This is a genomic window from Glaciecola sp. 33A (assembly GCF_002836745.1).
Classification (GTDB): Bacteria; Pseudomonadota; Gammaproteobacteria; order Enterobacterales; family Alteromonadaceae; genus Glaciecola.
The window spans coordinates 449,469-471,181 of the sequence record NZ_PJAR01000024.1 but is presented as its reverse complement, the minus strand read 5'-3'; the positions used below and the strand labels follow the sequence as shown (position 1 = coordinate 471,181).

Genomic DNA, 21,713 nt, shown 5'->3' with positions numbered 1-21,713 from the left:
AATAAAAAATCGCCTGCTACTAATAACAAGCAGGCGATTGCTCGAGACTCATTTAATCAATTCATTACGACAAAACACTGCTAAAAAACCTTTGTTTGTTAACAACCCTATTTTGCGACCTCAATGAGTGAAAAACAAAACGGCCTCGCTGGGAGCTATCTAAGCGCGTATTGAACTACTTCACGTAAAACGGAATGTTCGCATGCGCGGCATTGTTATTACCGTCAAACGCATACACAAACAAACGATAAGCACCTGACTTTTCAGGAGCTGTTAGTTGAATAACTGCGTCCTGATTTTTAATCACACCATCCACTATTGTCGGCAAATACTCAGGGTCTCCACCGACGTTGTCAGAGCTTGATTCTGCGCGGATTTTCCAAACATAATGTATATCATCACCTTCTGCATCAACCACCTCTACTGCTGCTTGATATTCTTGACCTGAATATAAAAAGACGTCATCAAACGCACCTTTTTCATCCAAGATGATTGGACTAATGCTAGGGGCTCGATTTTCAGGCCAAGTGCCACGCCATATGTGATGCATGACATCTACCGCTTCTGTTTTTTCGCCACTGTCTAAAAACATACCGTACCAAGTAGAGGTTTTTTCCTGTTTTTGTCCCCATAGAAACACATAGTTGCCTATCGCCTGGTCGCCATATGGTTCAAGCACTTGCGAATAGCTTTTTGAATAATTACTGGCTTTTTCCGTACTGGTATTTTCTACTGGCGCGCCCCACTCAGTGGTATGCACTTCCCAATGTCCAACCGATCCCCATTCCGTTATAAAATAGGGTTTCTCAAAACCAAATTCTTTTATATATTGGGGTAGATTGAGAAGATCAGCGTACATCTGAAAGCTAATAAAATCTAAGTCCGGCGCTCGCTCAGCTATCGCCACTAGTGCTTTTTTATCAAAGCCTGCTAATGCCGTTGTTGTTGGATGGTTAGGATCGAGTTCTTTGATCATTTTTGCGGTGTCATTCACCGCATCAAATACTTTTGGATTAGTAAAATCAAAGTTCACTTCATTACCAATAATCCAAGTTAGTAACGCGGGGTGGTTTTTGTACTTTTCAACTCTTACTCTGTTTTCAGCAAGTTGTTTGGCTACTGCCACTTCATCATTGTAGTCAAAGCCATGGCGCTCTCTGGCGAACTCTAGGCACAATGAGACGGTAATTCCCATTGCGTAAGCCCGGTCTAACAATTGCTGTGCAGGTTCAGCATGATTATCAACGGCCCAATTACGCATTGAATTACCACCGAATTTCACGAGACTATCTAGATCAGTTGACGAAATACCGGCTCCTCTAACTTGATACGGTTTCCCCCCTCTTAATAACTGATATTTGCCATTTTCTTCAATAATCTCAACTTTAATTGGCGTTTGCTTCTGAATTGCCTTTTTAGTGCTTGTTGCTGTCTCAATAGTTGACGAAAAATCCGAGTTCAGGGTTTCTATAGCATAAGCTACGCCATAAATAGTTGCAGCGCTTAGTATGCTGGTCACCAGTGCGCAAGATAGAATCTTACTAGGCTTCATATTTACTCACCTAATTATGTTGTTACTTGAAGTAGTAGCTTTGCTATTCACTTACAAATACAAGTGTTATTATTTTGTTAACACTAGTTTGCGTTGTTATACCCATCAGTCTCAAACAAAATGCGGCAAACTGGGTCTTTTGGCAGGTAGAATGGATGAATACCATAGATATGAGCAACAGGGATGTGTAAACTCAGAGCATGTTAAAATTAGGTAAACAAACTGCTCGATGATCAATGCAATTAATCAATCTGTAAAATTGGCAATAAAACAAGACGCTACTCACCGTTTTTGGTTCTGGCAAGCTAGCTTTTGGCTGTTTCTCAGCACGGTAAGTTTCCTTACCTTAACGTTGTGGTATAGCCAAGTCACATTAGCAAACGTTGTGCACACCATCTTGCAAGCAATCCTTGGTTTATTCTTCTCCGTAATACTCTACAGAATTTTCGATCAAATATGGGACAAGTCCGTCATATACAGGCTCAGTGTTGGTATGTTTATGGTATTTATCTTCGCGTTTATTTGGACTATCTTCAGAATGCAAGCTCTCGCTTGGTTAACCCCTGCAGATCAAGTATGGGGAGAGTTTGGGGGGTGGTTTTTCGCTAGCATATTTATTTTTTTATGTTGGACCGGATTATTTCATGGTATTCGCTACTATGAGTTGTTGCAGTCAGAACATGAAATTATGCTCGGTGCTGAAGCCGCTACTCGAAAAGAACATATTAAACGTATTGAAGCCCAAAGCGTTGCGCGTGATGCAAAGTTAAAAATGTTGCGCTATCAGCTTAACCCGCATTTTTTGTGTAACACCTTAAACGCCATTAATTCGCTGATTGAAATTGAAGAATCTACAAAAGCACAGGCTATGACGGTCCAACTGAGTCAATTTTTACGTCATTCCTTAGATAATGACCCCGACACTAAAATCACCTTAAAAGATGAAATTGCGGCGCTCAATCTTTATTTGGAAATTGAAAAAACGCGATTTGCAGATCGCTTACAACTTGATTTTTATGTCGATGAGCACGCTCAAAAAGCACTGGTTCCAAGTTTGCTATTGCAACCCATTATCGAGAACTCGATGAAGCACGCAATCTCGAAAAACGAAAAAGGTGGAACAATTGAACTGCGAGCGGGCATTAATCAAGGTAGACTTATCATTGAAATTAGCGATACCGGTGCGAGTAATGTGCAAGGCAAACCGCTAGACTTAAAAAAAGAGACAGGGGTCGGTTTAGCAAATACCGAACAACGTTTATCGGTACTCTACGATAACGACTATCAAATAAATACCATGCGCCGTGCAGAGGGTGGACGCTCTACTTGCATTAATATGCCTTTCGAATTATCGGATTAAAAATGACGATATTAAAAACAATTATTGTTGACGACGAACCGCTTGCGTTAAAACTATTGGCTGCAAAATTGAATAAATTGCCGAATATAGAGGTCGTTGCGCAATGTTCTAACGGCAGAGAAGCTATCGCTGCTGTCATAGAACTTACGCCCGATTTATTATTCTTGGATATTCAAATGCCTGGCCTATCCGGCTTAGATGTCGTTAAACAACTGCAAAACGATACGATGCCGCTGGTCATTTTCGCAACCGCCTACGAACAATATGCACTGGAAGCCTTTGACGCTTATGCGGTTGATTACGTGCTTAAACCGATTGACGATGAACGTATTCAGCGATCCGTCGCGAGAGCACAAGAGCGTCTTTCAATAAAGCCATACGACAGAATTGAAAATAAAACTGAAGTTATTGGTGCCATTGCTCAAATAGAGCAAAAACAAGAAAAAACCATTACTTGGATGGCAAATGATTCAAGTCATCAAGATACACACCATACCGACATTAAAAATCGTAAGATTGTGATTAAAGACCGTGACGAAATACATTTATTAAAACAAAAAGATATTCAATGGATTGATGCTGCTGGTGACTATGTGTGTGTGCATGCGCTGGGCGAAACTCACGTAAAACGTTGCACCTTAAAAGAAATGTTAATAGAGCTAGATGAGACCCTATTTAAACGAGTTCATCGTTCAACTATCGTTAATTTAGATTTCATAGACAAAGTCATTCCGCATACAAAAGGAGAGTTTTTCTTAATGATAGGGCAACATGACAAGATAAAGGTCAGCAGAAACTACAAAGAGGTCGTGAAAACTTTTCTTGCGAACTAAGCTTTATCGATAGCCAGTTGTCACACAAAAAACATAATTTGGTGATAGCAAAGGCAGCAAAATTCAAATCTAGTAAAGAATACAAAAAGGGACATGTTTTGCAAACTCAGCAGTACAAATCACAATTTCATCTGCCTGCAGGTATTTATGCGCTTGCTCATTCCGTAGGACCGTTGCCTAAAGTATCGAAACTCGCGTTGGAGGAACATTACCTTGCACCTTGGGAGCATTTAGGGGGAGATGCATGGCCTAATTGGCTTCAAAGTATTGACGCTTTTTGTACTGCAATTGCTCGTCTGATCAATGCAACAGCTAATGAAATTTGTCCGCAACCTAATTTAGCCTCGGGTTTTTCAGCGTATTTAACTGCTATTGCTAAGCTGCCGGAAAACCAAGGTAAGTGCCGTATTTTAATGCACCAAGATGCCTTTGCTTCTATGGGTTTTGTAGTGACCGGCTTAGCTAAATCGTATGGACTAGAATTGATATTAGTTCAAGGAAATCCAAATAATCTTTATGCATGGACAACTGAGCTTGCCAAAGGACATGTGTTGGCCTGTTTATTTACGCATGTACATTCAAACACCTCTATAAAATCTAATATTGTGCGTTTAGTTAAACTGGCAAAGGAACATGATACTTATGCCTTGGTCGATATAGCACAGTCAGTAGGAATTGTTCCTGTTGATGCCAGAGAATGGGGTGCAGATGCCATATTTGGGTCTTGTGTAAAATGGCTATGTGGCGGACCTGGCGCTGGTTTTATGTTTATTGAGGCCGCTCAAATTGTTAAGTTGAATCCGGATCCTGTCGGTTGGTTTTCGCACCAGAATCCCTTCGAATTTGATATTACTCACTATGTTGCAGCTACCAACGCTAGACGTTTTTGGGGTGGAACACCAAGTGTTGCATCTTATGTTGCAGCCTGTGCATCTATTAATATGATGCTGGACATCGGTGTTGCCCAAGTTGCTCGACATAATGTTGAGTTGAAGCGTTACTTATTGCAATGCTTACCCAGCAACGTAACAATGAAACCAAGCGAAGATGAGCTTTATCATCAAGGTGGAAGTTTGTGTATTGGTTGCGATGACATGAACGCAGCCGCAATAAAATTGAATGAAGCTGGAGTGAGGTATGATCGTCGCGGTGATATCTTTCGGCTATCCCTGCACATCTCGAATAGCCTAGATGATGCCGAAAAAATTGCAGATTGCTTTGACTAACAATTGGTCAAGGCGATGTTAGTCTGCTTTTTCATAAACGCATTTAATTTATAATGCGCTGTTGTCCAGCCAATTAAAAAACGCTCGAAGTCGGCCCACGCGAAAGGAAGTAAACCACGCCATTCGGTTTCAAGCGCAGCAAAGTTGACCTCTACATGGTAATGTTCAATGGCCACCTTCAATGTTGTAAAATATTCATCGAACAGCATATCAGTATATAGCGCCAACTCGGATTCATTCAAGCAGCTGCCTAAAAAATACATCAGCTCTTTGATACCGGCTCCGCGCCCAACATATTGAAAATCAACCGCTGCCAAGTTATTACCATTTGCACAAAAGCAAAAGTTTGCAAGCTTAGCATCGCCATGTAAAAGAGTTTGAAAAACTGCATTATTGAGCTCATTATTAATTGCGTGAGCTTTACTCTTCAGCTCACTTTCAGGCATTTTCGCAAATTCATCAGGGCGTGTTGCTAGATGCCAATAAGTGCCAATCGGCCAAACATTATGCACCGGTTGATTTAAGAATTTGGCATGAAAATAGGCCAACCATCTTACCCCTAGCTTAACTGTCTTTAATGATGCGTGGTCACATCGATCAACAAACCCAGCTTGGTCTAAATCTTCCATTATTAATACACTAGTTGCCCTATTTACTTGATTCTCAGTAAGCTTAGAAAGTGTATCTGTGACTGAAAAATAACAGACAGGAGTGCGGCAAAAGTAGTCTATCTGCTGGCTGTAATGGTGGTAAAAAATACATTCGTTAACATAAGAATCAAGTTTTCGCTGATGAGAACGTTGTCCATCCCACCCTTTTGGGTGATTACTTTGGATTTGTGGCCTTACTATTTTAACGATAACTGAGTTATCTATACTTGGCACGAGGTAACGCGCTATTTCACCGTAACCGCTCCAAAGGGTTTGAATACTGGCCAATTTAACAACAAAGTGATCGTCAAAACTTGCTTGCACAAATTTTAATGCATCGTCATCACATACCTTGTCATGATCATCAGGTGCTATGCTATCAGATGCTGTGTTATCGGGTGCTCTTGGCATAATTTATGGCTAACTTTCGCGATGATATTATATCGATGAAACAGTTTGCCACGCACTAAGAATAGATTCAATTTCAAACAACACACAATCAAGTTAATTGATTAATTTAATATAATCGATTGCATAGAACGGAAAAATTCATTATCGAACAACAGTGCTTTGCTTTATCGTTACTGAATACAAACTCAAGACTGATTTATACAACTGGAGGTGTTTATGCAAAATAACAATACAGATACAGGCGCGAAATGTCCATTTATGCACGGCGCTAATACTCAAGTAGGTGGAGACAGTACCAAGAATGTTGATTGGTGGCCTAATCAACTTAACCTTAAAATTCTGCATCAAAATAACAACAAAGTAGACCCTATGGGCGCTGACTTTGATTATAAGGAAGCGTTTAACAGCGTAGATATAAACGTGCTTAAAGCAGATATTGAAGCGTTATTAACTGACTCTCAAGATTGGTGGCCTGCAGATTATGGTCACTATGGCCCTTTCATGATTAGAATGGCTTGGCACGCCGCAGGTACTTACCGAGAAGGCGATGGCCGCGGCGGTGCAGCATCAGGTAATCAACGTTTTGCCCCGATTAACAGCTGGCCGGACAATGGTAACTTAGATAAAGCGCGTCGCCTATTGTGGCCTATTAAGCAAAAATACGGTCAAAAATTGTCGTGGGCAGATCTCTTCATCTTAACAGGCAACGTTGCAATTGAGTCGATGGGCTTACCTACTTTTGGCTTTGGCGGCGGACGTGCAGATATCTGGGAACCTGAAGAAGATATTTACTGGGGAACAGAAGACAAATGGCTAGCAAATGATCGCTATACTGGCGATCGCGAATTAGAAAAACCATTAGCCGCAGTGCAAATGGGATTAATTTATGTCAACCCCGAGGGTCCTGATGGCAACCCTGACCCACTTGGCTCAGCTCGAGATATTCGAGAAACGTTTGCAAGGATGGCCATGAACGATTATGAAACAGTTGCATTAACTGCAGGCGGACACACGTTTGGTAAAGCCCATGGCGCTGCACCTGAATCACACAAAGGTCCTGAACCGGAAGCTGCTCCAATAGAGCAACTGGGGTTAGGTTGGATCAGTGATTACAAGTCGGGCAAAGGCCGCGACACAATTACCAGTGGCGTTGAAGGCGCATGGACACCAACCCCGACAACGTGGGACATGAGCTATTTCAGTGTCCTATTCGACTATGAATGGGAATTAACAAAAAGCCCAGCCGGGGCAAAACAATGGCAAGCAATGAGTTTGGCTAAAAAAGATCATGCACCTGACGCAGAAGACGCATCCATTCCCGTTGGTATCATGATGACAACTGCCGACATGGCAATGAAAATTGACCCTGAATATCGAAAAATATCGTTGCACTTCAAAGAAAATCCAGAAGAATTTGCCGATGCTTTTGCCCGTGCTTGGTTTAAGCTAACGCATCGAGATATGGGTCCAAAGTCACGTTACTTAGGCGAAGACGTGCCACAGGAAGACTTAATATGGCAAGACCCATTACCTCAAGCTGAAACTCAAATGCTCAATGAAAAGGATATTCAGCAACTAAAGCAAAAAATAGCTACCTCTGAGCTAACTGTGCCAGAATTAGTCTATACCGCTTGGTCAAGCGCATCTACATTTAGAGGTTCAGACAAAAGAGGCGGCGCCAACGGTGCACGTATTCGTCTTGCACCACAAAATACATGGGAAGTGAACCAACCAGAACAATTAGCTAGTGTGTTGACTGCATATGAAAACATTCAGGCAAGCTTTAATAAAGAGCATAAAAAAAGCACAAGAGTTTCTATCGCAGATCTGATTGTGCTTGGTGGTTCTGTTGGCATTGAAGAAGCAGCTAAAGCCGCGGGTTTCATTATTGAGGTGCCATTTACTGCGGGTCGAGTGGATGCTACGCAAGATGACACCGACATTGACTCATTCTCAGTGTTGGAACCAGTGGTTGATGGCTTTAGAAATTACAGCAAAACACAGTTTACGGTGTCCGCAGAAGAGCTGTTACTAGATAAAGCACAACTGCTCACATTAACTGCACCTGAAATGACCGTGCTAGTTGCTGGAATGAGAGTGCTAGGTGCAAATTATGCAAATGCAGATGAAGGCATCTTGACAGCATCTCCAGGACAATTGAATAACGCTTTTTTTGTTAATTTACTGGATATGGGCACGCAGTGGACGCCAACCAATGAGAGTGCAACTCACTTTGTTGGTAAAGAGACTAAAACGGGCAAAAACAAATGGACAGCAACACGTGCTGACCTCGTTTTTGGTTCGAATTCGCAACTTCGAGCAATCGCGGAAGTCTATGCCTGCAACGACGCTAACCAGAAGTTTGTGACCGACTTTACGAATGCATGGGTCAAGGTAATGGATGCAGATCGCTTTGATCTGAGCTAATCGATAACAGTCGGATGAGTACTTTGAAAAAATTCTCAAAAGAATATTTTGAGAATACATTTAAAAATGCTCAAGAGTGCTGTATAAACGCGTGATGAAAATACCAAAACGTTTACAGCCTCTCGTTGAAGATGGCCTTATTGATGATGTACTTTATCAGCTTATGAGTGGCAAGGAAGCCACTGTGTTCGCTGTTACCAGTCAGGGCGAAGTTCGTTGCGCCAAAGTATATAAAGAAGCCATGAAACGCAGCTTTAAAAAAGCGGCGCAGTATCAAGAAGGTCGAAAAGTTAAGAATAGCCGCCGTGCAAGAGCAATGGAGAAAGGTTCAAGTTTCGGGCGCAAACAACAAGAAGATGCTTGGCAGAATGCAGAGGTAGATGCTCTGTTCACTTTATCAAAAGCAGGTGTTCGGGTACCCCAGCCTTTTGGCTGTTATGACGGGGTATTGTTAATGGAATTAGTGACTGACGATGAAGGAAATGTTGCCCCGCGGCTTAATGATGTGTCGATGTCGGCTGAACAAGCCTTAGAAGACCACGCACAAGTTATGCATTACGTTTTGTTGATGTTGTGCGCAGGTATTGTGCATGGCGATTTATCTGAATTCAACGTGCTTGTTGACAGCTACGGTCCTGTTATAATCGACCTCCCGCAAGCGGTCAATGCTGCTGCAAATAATAACGCATTTAGTATGTTGCAACGAGATGTTCGTAATATGACTGATTATTATGCTGAATTTGCCCCAGAGTTGAAAGAAACCCATTATGCCGAAGAAATGTGGGCATTGTTTCAAGTAGGTAAATTGACCCCTGAGACTGAATTAACCGGTTACTTTGAATTTGACGAAAGCGAAGCTGATGTCGATACCGTGCTTGAGGAAATCAAAGCCGCATTTGAAGAGGAACAAGCTAGGGTTGAACGCATGAGCGATGCTAATTCAGATGATGAGTGATAGACGTTAATCTGTACCTCAACGTTATCCAACTGGGTATCGGGAAAAGGTACGCCAGAAGCATCAACTTTAACAGGAGCACCTAAAATCCGAGCGGCAAAATTAACCGCGAAGCCTGATGATAGTGATGCCGCAGCTACAAAAGCACCGGAATAAGAGAATGACGCAGGACTTTTTAACTGCAACTTATAAATTAATCCTAGTTACTTATTCGACACATATTTATACAGGGTAGTGTAGGCTTGTAACACTTGCTGCGAGCCTTCTACGCTGCCCCCTTTGTCAGGATGATTTGCATGCTGTAACTTGCGGTATTGCTGTTTGAGTTGCACTAGCGACAGACCTTCAATCGACGTGATTTGCAGGATTAGCATTGCTTCGTTTAAAGCTTCTTGTGAAAAATAGTGATTAACATCAACACCTGCTATTTTCTGCCAAAAACTATTGAGTAAATCATTAACCTCAGCCGGATCGGTGGCACTTAAGTTTGTCCAATCGAGGTAATAATCAGCCAGCGGATCTGCAACTTGCAAATCCGCATCGAATGACAAAATAGAATCTAGCTTTATTTGCGTTGCCCGAATATCTAACTCACCCACTTTTTGCTCTCTCCACTCATTTCGCAAATGATAGAGTGAGTGAAATAGCACAAAGTGGGTTTGAAACAAGGTCAGCGGATCGCGCAAAGCATCCTCATCAAATAGCGAATACGGTGGCTGTTTTAACGCGGTAATTAACTCAAACTCACTAATACCCGCAGTAAATTGCGATTGAAATGCGTTCAAAATTTCTTGCAATAGAAACTGCAGTTCATCATGTTTATCAGGCATTGTTTACTCTAATGACCAATGTCATTATTCAGATTATTCAAGTTCAGCAATACCGGTATTCTCACCTTATTAGCCCTTTGCTACATCAACCACGACGCGCCCTCTTACTTTTCCTTCAAGAAGTTGACCGGCTGTTTGGATAACCTGATCAAGTCCTATTACAGTAGAAATATCCGTGAAGTCGTCCTGCGTCAAAATAGTCGCTAATCGCTCCCAAGCTTCAACTCTATCAGCAATAGGGCGCATAACGCTGTCAATTCCCTTTAGGGTAATGCCACGCAATATGAAAGGAGCAACACTAGCGGGAAAGTCCATTCCTTGAGCAAGACCACAAGCAGCGACCGTACCGCCATATTTAGTGCTTGCACATATGTTTGCAAGGGTATGACTACCAACTGAATCTACAGCGCCAGCCCAGCGTTCTCTGGTCATTGGTTTGCCTGGTTCAGACAAGGTATTACGATCAATCACGTCACTTGCCCCAAGTTTGGTCAAGTAGTCACTTTCATTCATTCTGCCCGTAGACGCAACAACCTTGTAACCCAATTTTGACAATATGGTGATGGCAAAACTGCCTACCCCGCCATTTGCACCTGTTACTAATATTTCCCCAGACTCAGGCGTTACACCATTATTTTCTAGCGCAATAACGCAAAGCATAGCGGTGTAACCCGCGGTCCCAATCGCCATTGCGTTTTCTGGCGAGATACCACTCGGAAGATTAATCAGCCAATCACTTTTCAAGCGGGCTTTTTGAGCTAAGCCACCACAATGCACTTCACCCACGCCAAAGCCATTAAGTAGAACCTCATCGCCAGTACTAAATTTTTCGCTACTGGATCTAGTTACAGTTCCTACCAAGTCGATGCCTGGCACCATAGGAAAACGACGCACAACAGGACTTTTACCGGTAATAGCAAGACCGTCTTTGTAATTTAAGGTGCTGTACATCACGTCAATATCTACGTCGCCTTCAGGCAGTACTGATTCATCAATATCTTGTAATACAACCGTGTAGTTATCATCAATTTTATCTATTAATATACCTTTGAACATAATCGTTATTCGCCTTAACATTGAGGAGTTAATTAACCGTTGGTGGCTTTTTGGTAATACGTCATGATGACACCAATATGCCAATGATAAAAAAGAATAGGGCTTAAGTATGATTATCGCAACCAGCAGAGCGTTGCTTTTAATGGTTAGTCAAAAAGCTGAAAATCAAACTTAACGAGCAACGTGAGCAAGCCCGCCCACTCCAGCTTAATTGTGAAGATTTTTTTGTTTGCCATTTACTACTATTGTCTTATAGTGTTTACGTAACTAAGACACGCTGGTGTCCAACTCAGTCGATCAGGAATTCAAATGAAAACAAGCAGTTTTTACTGGTTTATGGCTTTTACTTTTTTAAGCATACTCAGCAACCGAGCATTTGCCCAGCAAACATTAATTAATGCTGATGCATTACTCGACGTTTCAAGTGGCGCAATAGTCGACAATGTAGCAGTGCTAGTTGAGAATAATAAAATTATTCGAGTCGGTCCCCAGGGCAGTATCAATCCAGCTGATGCAACTGTAATTGACCTAAAAGGAATGACATTAGTACCCGGCTTAATGGATATGCATGTTCATTTAACGAGCGATGCAGCGGACAACTTTTTAGCCGCTAAAGGAAATTCAATACCGCGAGTAACGGTCAAAGCAGTTAAAAATGCAGAAATAACACTCATGGCTGGTTTTACTACGGTCAGAAATTTAGGCGCCAAAGGTTATTCGGTTATTGCAGTTAGAGATGGCATTAATGCGGGTGAAATACCAGGCCCAAGAATATGGGCAGCTGGCTATTCAATTGGGGTCACAGGCGGTCATTGTGACGATAATTTCTCACCTCCTGAAGCACGCAGTAAATCCACAGGCGTCGCCGATGGGCCCTGGGCAGTAAGAGCAAAAGTCCGTGAAAACATCAAATACGGAGCGAATACTATTAAGGTTTGTGCAACCGGTGGCGTATTCTCCAAAGGCACGAAAGTTGGCATTCAACAACTAACCGAAGAAGAAATTAGAGCTGCGGTAGAAGAAGCGCACATGCGCGGATTGATAGCGGCTGCGCACGCACATGGCACTAACGGTATTAAGGCCGCTATTCGTGCTGGCATCGATTCGATAGAACATTGCAGTTTTCTAGATGAAGAAGCAATTGAACTAGCTATTAAAATGGGCACTTACTTCTCATGCGATATCTATAATACAGAATATACGCTTGCCTTTGGTGAGGCCAATGGTGTTCCAGAAGAAAACATCAATAAGGAAAAAGTAGTATCAAAAGCGCAGCGTGATAGCTTCACAAAAGCGGTAGAGGCAGGCGTTAAGATGGTTTTTGGCTCTGATGCCGCTATTTATCCTCATGGCGATAACGGTAAGCAATTTTCGCGCATGGTTCGATTTGGTATGACACCTTTACAAGCAATACAAGCGGCAACTATTAATAGTGCAAGACTACTAAAACAAGACACTGCTCTTGGGCAAATCAAAGTAGGATATTTAGCCGACATCATTGCCGTGAAAGGCAATCCATTGGAGAACATTTCAGTCTTAGAAAACGTTCAGTTTGTCATGAAAGATGGCCTTGTTTATAAAAAATAAACGGCCTGCATGGAAGTTTCCATTTAATAGAAGACTTCCTACTTCTCTCTCCTACTTCTCTCTCCTACTTCTCTCTCCTACTTCTCTCTCCTACTTCTCTCTCCTACTTCTCTCTCCTGGAGTATCCGGCGTCAAGCTTCATAATAAAAAGACGCAGCACCATTTTTAATCTAATTTTAATATTCCCGCAACGTCTTTTTTAGATACTTCCAATAGAATGTGTACTCTGAACTTTAACTATTACAGGTGCATTATGAAAAAACCAAGTGCTGTTATTTTGGCGCTCGCCACGTTAGTTGTGTCCCAGACCGCTTTTGCTTTTGAAAAAGGCGACATACTTGTTAGAGGAGGCCTAGCAACAGTGAGCCCCAATGAATCTTCATCCAACATCATTGCAGGTAGCGATCTTGGGGTTAATGTTGGTGTCGGCAACAACACCCAACTAGGACTTAATTTCGCCTACTTCATGACAGACAACATTAATATTGAAGTGCTGGCCGCGACCCCATTTAAGCATGATGTGAACTTTGGTTTACCCAATCCGTTGGATACCGGTAATCAGCTTGCTGAAGTGACACATTTACCACCCACGATAAGCGTTAACTACTATTTCGATACTGGTAACAGCGTCTTGAAGCCATATGCAGGTGTTGGTTTAAACTACACCCTATTTTTTGACGAACAATTTACTTCTCAAAATGCAGCCATTGGATTGCAAGACTTATCATTAGATAACTCATTTGGCTTGGCTGCACAACTAGGTGCAGACTATATGGTAGATGAAGAATGGTTCGTTAATGCCTCAATTCGCTGGATAGATATTGACACCGAAGCAAGTTTTAATCTTAACGGTGCACAAGGCAGCATTGAATCCATCGAAATCGATCCATGGGTTTACACCGTTGCTGTTGGCTATCGGTTTTAATTCAGTAGATTAGTAAATATACACTAAAATAATCGCTAAATAATGTTGTCGTGATGGATGTCCATGTCGGTAACACAACCTTAAAGACAATGAACACGAAGTAAGCATGATTTACACTTAAGGTGCACAATCAATTTTTACATTCACTGTTCAAAGCTTTACATAGAGGAATAAAAATGAAGGCTTTTAATAAGACAGCTATTCGTAAAAGAAGCTCTACTCAAAAGAGCGTAATTGCTATTGCACTTGCAACACTGGTTTTATGTGCTAGTGCAGCCAGTGCCAAATCCGTGGCAGACAATGTTGTTTCTGAGCAACGCGATACCCTTGAAAAAAATACAGACGCTCAAGGTTTTGGTCCACAGTCACCACGTGATATCGGCCAAAAAGCGGGGACTAATTCACGTCGTTTTGGAACGGCTCCCGAGCGCAGTGATCTTAACCTATGCAACATTCATTTTCACAAAAATGCAGAGCATAAAGGCGGGGATTTTACTACTTACGCTGGCAACGGGGACGGCAAAGGTACCAACACAGGTTATGTATACAACGGTAAATTGTCGGCTGCACAAATGAAGCCAGTCAGCAACCAGGTGTGTGCAGCTAAAGGCGACGCTTTGCAATCTGGTGATACCTTGGAAGTACATTTTGTATATTCTTCTGCACAAGTTGCACCAGGTCCAACACTCGGTGCTTGTTTAGCTGAAAGTACAATGAATCCAGGTTTACGAGTTGAAGGTCAAGTGATTGTGCTTGCTAACGATACAAACGCAATGGACTTCAGTGAATTAGCAGAAGTGACTCAAGTAGACGGTTATTACCAAGCGCCAAATGTGCCGACTAATATGGGCGCACCAATTCAGTATTTAGGATCAACCACGGGTCCAGCATACAATGAGAAAGCATCACCTTTGCAAGTAAGTTGGAGTGTCAGACCACAAGTGGCTGTTGTCGATATCAACAGTGTTAGTGAGTGGTGTGATGACAACGTGTTCAAAGAGGGCCATGCGCATGGTGTACGTAATTTAGTGCGAAACCCTAAGCTACTATCACCTATTATTAACTAAGATATAGGTGCGAACTACTGCAGATAGTTCGCACTACTTTAATGCTAAACGGTAACCATTACCGCGCAATGTTTGTATAGAGAGCTGCGGCTCTCTTTCTAATTTCTTCCTCAGTCTACTGACGTATACATCGATAATATTGGTATTAGGGTCGCTGTATGTCTGCCAAATACGGCTTAATATGCGTTCTCGCGAAAGCACTTTATTTTGGTTCTCTGCAAAATATAATAACAACTCAAATTCGATTTTGGTTAACGCTAATTCCTCTCCATTGAGAAAAACAATTCTCTCTTGCAATGCTAACTCTAAGCCTCCCATTTTGATGTTGTTTTGATTGACTTGCTGTGGTGCACTCATTCGCCTTCTTAAGGCTGAAATACGAGCCAGTAATTCATCAAAATCGAAGGGTTTACAAAGATAGTCGTCAGCTCCCATTTCCAAGCCCTTGACTCGTTCAGACACTTCATCCAACGCAGTTAGCATAAGCACCATGGGCGGGCTTGGTAAAGTCTTGATTGAGTCAATAATCGACAAACTATCTTGAGAACCAAACAACCTATCGAGCACAACTACTGGTGGCATATGTTTTTTAATAAATGGCAGCACTTCATGCAGTTCATTTAAACAAGTGCATTCATAGCCTTCAGCTCGCAAACCGCGTGCTAAGAAATTAAGGAGTGGCTTTTCGTCATCTGCTAGTAGGATCTTCATAACAACTTTCCAATCGGTAATATGACTGAGAATGTGGAGCCCTGTCCTGGTGATGACTCAACAGAAATTCGGCCGCCATGAGCTTCGACTATGACCTTTGCAATAGGTAAACCTAAACCTAAGCCCTCATTATGTTTACTAAAGCGAACAAAACGTTCAAATATATTATCTATTTCAGCAGCTGAAATACCTTCACCTGAATCTTTGATGGAAATAGTAATAAATGTATCCGTCTTCCCTAATGCTATTTCTATCGGTTGATTTGATTTTGAATATTTTGTCGCATTATCAAGTAAAATAGACAGCACTTGACCAATGCGTTGTTTGTCTATCATCGCAATTGCCTTAGTTGACTCATTTGCCGAGACTAATAAAATACTGCGGTTCACATCATGCTTTTCCCACTTACTGACTTCTGACTCGAGCATTGGCATAATTTGGACTGGGGCCATGTCTAAATTAAGTTGGTTCATTTCCGCACGAGTTAACAATAATAAATCATCCACTAATCGGCTCAGGTTCACCGCTTGTTCTAGTATAGAAACTAAGGTTTGGTTAAAGTCTTCGACTGACGCAGACTGCATTCTGAGAGTAACTTGCGCTTCTCCTCTAATGATCGTCAACGGTGTGCGTAACTCATGCGAAACATCAGCGATAAACTGACGACGGCGGGAGTCAATTTTGGTCAATTGTAGGTTCGCATCAGTCAGTTCGCTGGTACGCTGTTTGACCTCCAATTCGAGTTGTTTGCGTAAAGCAGTTTCATTATTTTCATGCTCTTGAAGGCGTCGCGCAAGTTGATTTATCGACGCTGCTAGTTCCTCAAATTCATCGTCCAATTTAACCGATATAGGCTGCCCATAATTCCCTGAAGCAATGGCATTGGTAGCATTACCAATTAAAATCAATGGCTGATATAGCTGATTAAAAAGCCAATAACAGCCATACAGTATGAGTGGTAGCGACAACGCACCTAGGCCTACAGTAAACCACACAATAGTGGTATTCAAGGTATCAATTCGAGCATTGATTGCAGCCACCACGCGGCTTTGACGAGCAACGGCTGAATTAATCGCTTCTCTAAACTGGTCATCAATGGTGACCTCGAGCAAACGACGAAGTTGTTCTTGCTGGCTAAGTGGAGCCTGATTATTACTGATCACAACCGCTTCAAATTCGGCAATGATCTCATCTATTAGACGCACTAATTCATCGGTATCCTCAACACTACCTTGCGTAAAAGATACGCCCAACGCTTTACGCTGCTCTAGCTCCAGCTGCCTAATTTGCTCCAGTGATTCTTGAATCACTTTTTGCTTTTTTCTAACGTATGCTTGATTAGCATTGCGTCCAAATATTATTTCGTCGGTAAGTTGCTTGAATAATCGATATGAAATACTCGACAGCTTTTCATGCTCAACCAGCAACGATTGCGCAATGTTACTTTGCTGCAAATTGCCGCGCGTTAAATGCGCCGATATGGCAGTGCTAATGAGTGCGATAAATAGAATAAAAGCAGTGGTGAGGCCGAAGTAAAAAAGTTTACGTTTGTACATGCGTATCTAATGTAGCAGAAGGAATCAAGTAGATTACACACACGAGTTAGTCTTAGCAATAGACTAAATAAGTACGTCAACGGGTTTATCTTCAGGCATGATATTAAGAAGGTGTTACATCAATTTATCTAGCCTACCCTGCCAACCTGGCATCTTTAATAAACAATATATCCATAATAATCGAAGGGTCCCACTCACGCATTGCGGCTTCGCAACTGATACGAATGTCATCGAGTTCACTAATAGTGGCGACTGAAAATGACTCATCGACTATGATATGCACCAATATATACAGATCTCTTCCGCGTTTGCTTATTCGCACTTCAACATGTTCATAAGTCACAGCGACAAGCGTTTGCTTAAGTTTTTTCTCAATAACTGCAGTAACAGCCTCAGGCGGCGCTTTATTAATGACTTCTTTTAAGCTATCGAGCATAATTTTTCCGGGTATAGGTAAAATCGCTGTACCCAATAAAATAAGTAATATTGGGTCGACAAGAGGGGCGTATGCCGAAAAGCGCGTTTGTTCAATAAAGTAAGCAAGGGCAAAACCTAGTAGGATCGATATGCTGAGTACGCCATCCACAAACCAAGTACGCGCATCAACGCCAACCAAGTCCGAACGCAAACTACTGCTTTGATGCTTCATATAAGCAGATATTGCAAAACAGCCGATGGTTGCAATAGCACCATAAATCATCGCCAGTCCGTACTCAGCTGAATTGCCCCCTGTTAATAAGCTAGTTATAGACCCGACAACAGCGTACAAACAAGTGGCAATGATAATTAATGACTTAAATAGATTCAGAGTGGGTTCGATGGCGGTATAGCCAAAGTGGAATCGGTCGTCGTCGGGCATCTGCACAAGGTTAGCCACTTTGAGCGTTAGCAAAGCCATGAAAAAAGCAATAAGGGAATAGATACCGTCAAAAAGGATCGCACCAGAATGGGTAATAAGTGCAAAGCCTAAAGCGACAAAAACAAATAATCCAGCGACGTAAAAAGACAGTGTTAATAGGCGCTTTTCCTTTTTCTCGTGAAAACCGATGATCATTAAAAATAGACTGAGAAGGTGATAATTTGCGGATTTTACTCCACTTTTTTAAATTAGATAGTGATTTTAAAAAATAATTTTTTAGTACTTTGGATAGCTAATACAAGTCTCTTTTTGACAACATATGGGCTTAGCAAAGAGTGATATTCCCCTTCAGTATTCTGACTCCTCTGCTACCCTGATCTAATAGTAATAAGGCTGCCATAAACAACAAAATACAGCTCGCTGGTTTAGTCTATAAACGGTTAAATAATTGCCCAAAATATCGTTCTAAGCTCATGTATAGACCTAGACATAAACTGGTAAAAATCTGCATCTATTGCATAGTTCTGGTATAGCGTTTATTCTTTTTGGCTGCAACCTTCGATATACCTATTGAGATGGTAATAAATGAAAAAAATCAAAAATGAAAGTGCGCTGCTAAAAAAAGCGCTTACAGTTGCTGAAGGCTACGCTGTCAAACGAGGCTACAAAGCCTTTTCACCGAATGATTCAGCAAAACAAAAAATTGAAAGTTTGTATCGGCTCTTAGTACATGACAAGTTAATCCCCCCTTTACCTGAGGATAAAGAGGATTTGGCTAGTTTAAAACATCGCTTAGTTATGTGGATCAGTAGTAAATTGCCCGCCGATCATGAATTACTGAGGTAAGCGATAGAACGTTGTAGATTGAAATATGCTTATTTAATAAGCGATCAAGTGATTAACCATAAGCCCATTGCACCGATAAGCGAGCCAGCCATAAAACTCAACAAGAGAAAGTAAGTATTTATTCTTTTGGATGGTCCTTTGTCTTTTGTCGGGTTATTAATTGCTGTTAACAGTAGATCTCTTTCTACTTCAAATGCAGCAGCTAATGACTTACTGGTTTCTAACGAGCCAAGACCTTGAACTTCAACACGCTGGATCGTTCGTAGGCTCAAATCACTTATTTCAGCAAGTTGCTGTTGAGTCCAACCTTTACTCGTTCTTATCTCTCTAATTTTAGTCGAATTTAAATCCATTGACCATCAGCCTTACAAAAGTGTATTAAAAATAATAGCGCTAAAGAAACCGATCGCAGCAAACAATAAGCCAGTGATCAGACCCGGGCGGGCCGAAGGAAATACCCAATGATCGCCGTCAATATCAATACCCTTACTTCGCAAAGTTATATCGATAGGACCCTTAAATGAATTTTTAATGTCCACTAAAAGCTCATACTTGTTGTCATCAATAAAAAAACTATGTATGGAATGTTGTCCTAAGTTTCGCTTTTTCGACACTAATACGTTATCGACATAAACACTTTCTCTGGCCGTCAGCGTCGACAAATCAATCTTTACTGTATATTCACCAATATCAAAATAGCTAATAAATTTAGTGCGCCAGTATGGGAATATCTTTTCTTTGTAAGTGACTTTATTATTTATCATTTTATTTCTCCTAATTATTAACAGGGCTCAGAATGACATTAATTAAACTTAAAAACGACGACAGTTTAGTGTCAGGCACCTATTTGACACCTGACAGCGAAGCGCCACCTAAATCTCTTGCATCACAAAAACCTAAGTAACAACAACATAAATGACGACTTATCAAAAGTGCAAATTACACTTATTCTGCACTTAAATTTATTATAAATTCTTGAATTATCAATGCTCGAAATCGTATGAATAAAGGAATTCCATGGCCCACCTTAAATTGTTAGAAGCAGAAGCTATCCATATTATGCGCGAGGTTGCTGCTGGGTTTGATAATCCGTGTATGTTTTATTCAATTGGCAAAGATTCAACGGTAATGCTACATTTAGCACGTAAGGCCTTTTACCCAAATAAAGTCCCCTTTCCACTTTTGCATGTGGACACCACTTGGGAATTTCATGAAATGGGTGCGTTTCGCGATAACCTACAAGAAAAGTACAACGTAGACATAATTGTGCATACAAATCAAGAAGCGCTTAATTTAGGCATCCATCCTATTGAGTCAGGCTCAGTTAAATATAACGATCACATGAAAACCATTGCACTAAAGCAAGCACTCAATAAGCATAAGTTTGATGCTGCACTAGGCGGTGCTAGACGTGATGAAGAAAAATCTCGCGCCAAAGAGCGAATATTTTCAGTGCGTAATGCAGACCACCAATGGGATCCTAAACAACAACGTCCCGAACTTTGGTCGATTTACAACACGCAAATAAATAATGGCGAATCGGTTCGTGTATTTCCATTATCAAACTGGACCGAACTTGATATTTGGCTTTATATTCTTGAAGAAAAAATCGACATCGTACCGCTGTATTTCGCCGCCGAACGCATGAGCTGGGTAGACGAAGACAGTGCACAGATACTTGGTTTGGACGACGATAGAATGCTACCGCACTTAACTAAGAATGAAACTGCCAGTTTACAAAAACGCTGGATACGCTTTAGGACATTGGGTTGTTATCCACAAACTGGGGCTGTATTAAGCAAAGCCAACACACGAGAAGGGATTGTCCTGGAAATGATTTCGAGTAAAACAAGCGAACGTGAAGGTCGCTTGTTAGATAAAGATCAAACCGGCTCAATGGAAAAGAAAAAGCGCGAAGGTTACTTCTAGACTGATCCGATTAATATGACTAAAAGCACTAAAATCCCAAATGAAAATATTGCATTTTTAACTAAACATGGCAAGGAAGCCCTGCTCTCTCCTATTTTTGCTAACACCTATAATAGCCAAATTCAGCATACCAATGCCTTCGATACAGATACGCTCGGTAGCTTTGATCACCTCACAGAACGCAAATTATCGGCAGCACAAACCGCATTGAAGAAGGCTTACTTAGCTTGCGAGTTGACAAATTGTTCAAAAGGCTTGGGCAGCGAAGGCAGTATTAGCAGTTTGTTTGGCATTGGCTTGTTAGATGAAGAATTTTTGGCTTTTGTAGACACACAAAAGAATATTGAAATTGTGGCTAGAGTACAGCAACCCATCAAGCTAGGGCCTATTGATGCAAAGCATAAAGATGAACTATGCGAAAAGTTAAGCATATTTGAACACAATCAATATTGGATGTTAAAAACCATGGACGGCTGGGAAAAAGGACTCAGCGTAAGTCATCTGATGGCACAAACCTTAACCTTTCCTGTTTATCTTGAGCCCGATTTTCGCGCCATGTATTGCCCACAGCGCCAGGTCGTGATCAGCAAAGCGGCGGTGAATTTGATACAACGACTGAGTTCTTTTTGCCCTCAATGCGCCAAGGTAGATTACTCACCCGAACATGCTAAGGCCTCATATTTAGTGTGTGAAATATGCACGTTGCCGACTAATCAGATGCAGCCGCTGCTTCCCACCTGCTCTCATTGCGGATATCATCGACACGACCTCAATGCGAGTAAAATAGGAAGTGCGTTTTATTGCAATTTTTGTAACCCGTAGGGTTGCGGTTTTTAGTGTATATTGCGCTCTCTTTCATCAGCGTTGATGATGATTAGCCAACATCGTTTTTTTCATCGCCATTTCAGTATTCCCAAACTACATTGAGTATTT

20 protein-coding genes are annotated in these 21,713 nt (G+C 41.5%); 11 read left to right on the top strand and 9 right to left on the bottom strand.

Annotated elements, in window-relative coordinates; genetic code table 11:
• Positions 1-175 precede the first annotated feature (175 nt).
• Complete coding sequence (locus CXF81_RS02460; RefSeq protein ID WP_101179773.1) at positions 176-1,552, bottom strand: glycoside hydrolase family 2 TIM barrel-domain containing protein; 1,377 nt, start codon at positions 1,550-1,552, stop codon at positions 176-178.
• A gap of 229 nt (positions 1,553-1,781) precedes the next feature.
• On the opposite strand from CXF81_RS02460, the gene CXF81_RS02455 reads away from it, so the two are divergent.
• The 3 genes from CXF81_RS02455 (at position 1,782) to CXF81_RS02445 (ending at position 4,971) form a co-directional block, all read left to right on the top strand.
• Positions 1,782-2,912, top strand: a complete 1,131-nt coding sequence (locus CXF81_RS02455; protein ID WP_101179772.1) for a sensor histidine kinase — start codon at positions 1,782-1,784, stop codon at positions 2,910-2,912.
• Positions 2,913-2,914: 2 nt separating this feature from the next.
• Positions 2,915-3,745, top strand: a complete 831-nt coding sequence (locus CXF81_RS02450) for a LytTR family DNA-binding domain-containing protein (RefSeq protein WP_101179771.1) — start codon at positions 2,915-2,917, stop codon at positions 3,743-3,745.
• Between the two features lie 98 nt (positions 3,746-3,843).
• On the top strand, positions 3,844-4,971 hold the full coding sequence (locus CXF81_RS02445; RefSeq protein ID WP_101179871.1) for an aminotransferase class V-fold PLP-dependent enzyme: 1,128 nt from the start codon (positions 3,844-3,846) through the stop codon (positions 4,969-4,971).
• On the opposite strand, the gene CXF81_RS02440 is transcribed toward CXF81_RS02445, so the two are convergent.
• Complete coding sequence (locus tag CXF81_RS02440; RefSeq protein WP_101179770.1) at positions 4,968-6,032, bottom strand: DUF1679 domain-containing protein; 1,065 nt, start codon at positions 6,030-6,032, stop codon at positions 4,968-4,970. The genes CXF81_RS02445 and CXF81_RS02440 overlap by 4 nt on opposite strands.
• Positions 6,033-6,248: 216 nt before the next feature.
• Here CXF81_RS02440 and katG point away from each other — a divergent pair, with 216 nt between their 5' ends.
• Together katG and CXF81_RS02430 are read left to right on the top strand one after the other, a co-directional pair.
• Positions 6,249-8,459 (top strand): catalase/peroxidase HPI, encoded by a 2,211-nt coding sequence (gene katG, locus CXF81_RS02435; protein ID WP_101179769.1) that lies wholly within the window; start codon positions 6,249-6,251, stop codon positions 8,457-8,459.
• Positions 8,460-8,553: 94 nt separating this feature from the next.
• Positions 8,554-9,414 (top strand): PA4780 family RIO1-like protein kinase, encoded by an 861-nt coding sequence (locus CXF81_RS02430; RefSeq protein WP_101179768.1) that lies wholly within the window; start codon positions 8,554-8,556, stop codon positions 9,412-9,414.
• A gap of 203 nt (positions 9,415-9,617) precedes the next feature.
• Here the strand turns inward: CXF81_RS02430 and CXF81_RS02425 are convergent, their stop codons facing one another.
• Both CXF81_RS02425 and CXF81_RS02420 read right to left on the bottom strand, forming a co-directional pair.
• Complete coding sequence (locus tag CXF81_RS02425; RefSeq protein ID WP_101179767.1) at positions 9,618-10,244, bottom strand: DNA-J related domain-containing protein; 627 nt, start codon at positions 10,242-10,244, stop codon at positions 9,618-9,620.
• Between the two features lie 69 nt (positions 10,245-10,313).
• Positions 10,314-11,300, bottom strand: coding sequence for an MDR family oxidoreductase (locus CXF81_RS02420; protein ID WP_101179766.1), 987 nt, complete (start codon positions 11,298-11,300; stop codon positions 10,314-10,316).
• 309 nt (positions 11,301-11,609) lie between these two features.
• Here CXF81_RS02420 and CXF81_RS02415 point away from each other — a divergent pair, with 309 nt between their 5' ends.
• From CXF81_RS02415 to CXF81_RS02405, 3 genes are all read left to right on the top strand, one after another.
• Positions 11,610-12,887 carry an amidohydrolase family protein gene (locus tag CXF81_RS02415; protein WP_101179765.1) on the top strand — a complete coding sequence of 426 codons (1,278 nt, stop codon included), beginning with the start codon at positions 11,610-11,612 and terminating at the stop codon, positions 12,885-12,887.
• A 253-nt stretch (positions 12,888-13,140) separates the two neighbouring features.
• Complete coding sequence (locus CXF81_RS02410; protein ID WP_101179764.1) at positions 13,141-13,812, top strand: OmpW family outer membrane protein; 672 nt, start codon at positions 13,141-13,143, stop codon at positions 13,810-13,812.
• Positions 13,813-13,988: 176 nt separating this feature from the next.
• Entirely contained in the window at positions 13,989-14,879 is an 891-nt protein-coding gene (locus CXF81_RS02405; RefSeq protein WP_198556297.1) for a delta-class carbonic anhydrase, read from the top strand.
• A 33-nt stretch (positions 14,880-14,912) separates the two neighbouring features.
• Here the strand turns inward: CXF81_RS02405 and CXF81_RS02400 are convergent, their stop codons facing one another.
• From CXF81_RS02400 to CXF81_RS02390, 3 genes are all read right to left on the bottom strand, one after another.
• Positions 14,913-15,590 (bottom strand): response regulator transcription factor, encoded by a 678-nt coding sequence (locus CXF81_RS02400; protein WP_101179763.1) that lies wholly within the window; start codon positions 15,588-15,590, stop codon positions 14,913-14,915.
• Complete coding sequence (locus CXF81_RS02395; protein WP_101179762.1) at positions 15,587-17,146, bottom strand: HAMP domain-containing sensor histidine kinase; 1,560 nt, start codon at positions 17,144-17,146, stop codon at positions 15,587-15,589. The genes CXF81_RS02400 and CXF81_RS02395 overlap by 4 nt, the downstream gene beginning before the upstream one ends.
• 133 nt (positions 17,147-17,279) lie before the next feature.
• Entirely contained in the window at positions 17,280-18,200 is a 921-nt protein-coding gene (locus CXF81_RS02390; RefSeq protein WP_101179761.1) for a cation diffusion facilitator family transporter, read from the bottom strand.
• Positions 18,201-18,590: 390 nt separating this feature from the next.
• On the opposite strand from CXF81_RS02390, the gene CXF81_RS02385 reads away from it, so the two are divergent.
• A complete protein-coding gene (locus CXF81_RS02385) occupies positions 18,591-18,851 on the top strand; it encodes a DUF5062 family protein (protein WP_101179760.1) in 261 nt (86 codons plus the stop codon).
• 44 nt (positions 18,852-18,895) lie between these two features.
• On the opposite strand, the gene CXF81_RS02380 is transcribed toward CXF81_RS02385, so the two are convergent.
• Positions 18,896-19,204, bottom strand: a complete 309-nt coding sequence (locus tag CXF81_RS02380) for a helix-turn-helix domain-containing protein (RefSeq protein WP_101179759.1) — start codon at positions 19,202-19,204, stop codon at positions 18,896-18,898.
• A 12-nt stretch (positions 19,205-19,216) separates the two neighbouring features.
• Positions 19,217-19,615 carry a hypothetical protein gene (locus CXF81_RS02375; protein ID WP_101179758.1) on the bottom strand — a complete coding sequence of 133 codons (399 nt, stop codon included), beginning with the start codon at positions 19,613-19,615 and terminating at the stop codon, positions 19,217-19,219.
• Positions 19,616-19,868: 253 nt separating this feature from the next.
• Here CXF81_RS02375 and cysD point away from each other — a divergent pair, with 253 nt between their 5' ends.
• Both cysD and CXF81_RS02365 read left to right on the top strand, forming a co-directional pair.
• Entirely contained in the window at positions 19,869-20,780 is a 912-nt protein-coding gene (gene cysD, locus CXF81_RS02370; RefSeq protein WP_101179757.1) for a sulfate adenylyltransferase subunit CysD, read from the top strand.
• Between the two features lie 15 nt (positions 20,781-20,795).
• Positions 20,796-21,602 carry a DUF6671 family protein gene (locus CXF81_RS02365; protein WP_101179756.1) on the top strand — a complete coding sequence of 269 codons (807 nt, stop codon included), beginning with the start codon at positions 20,796-20,798 and terminating at the stop codon, positions 21,600-21,602.
• Positions 21,603-21,713: the final 111 nt, after the last annotated feature.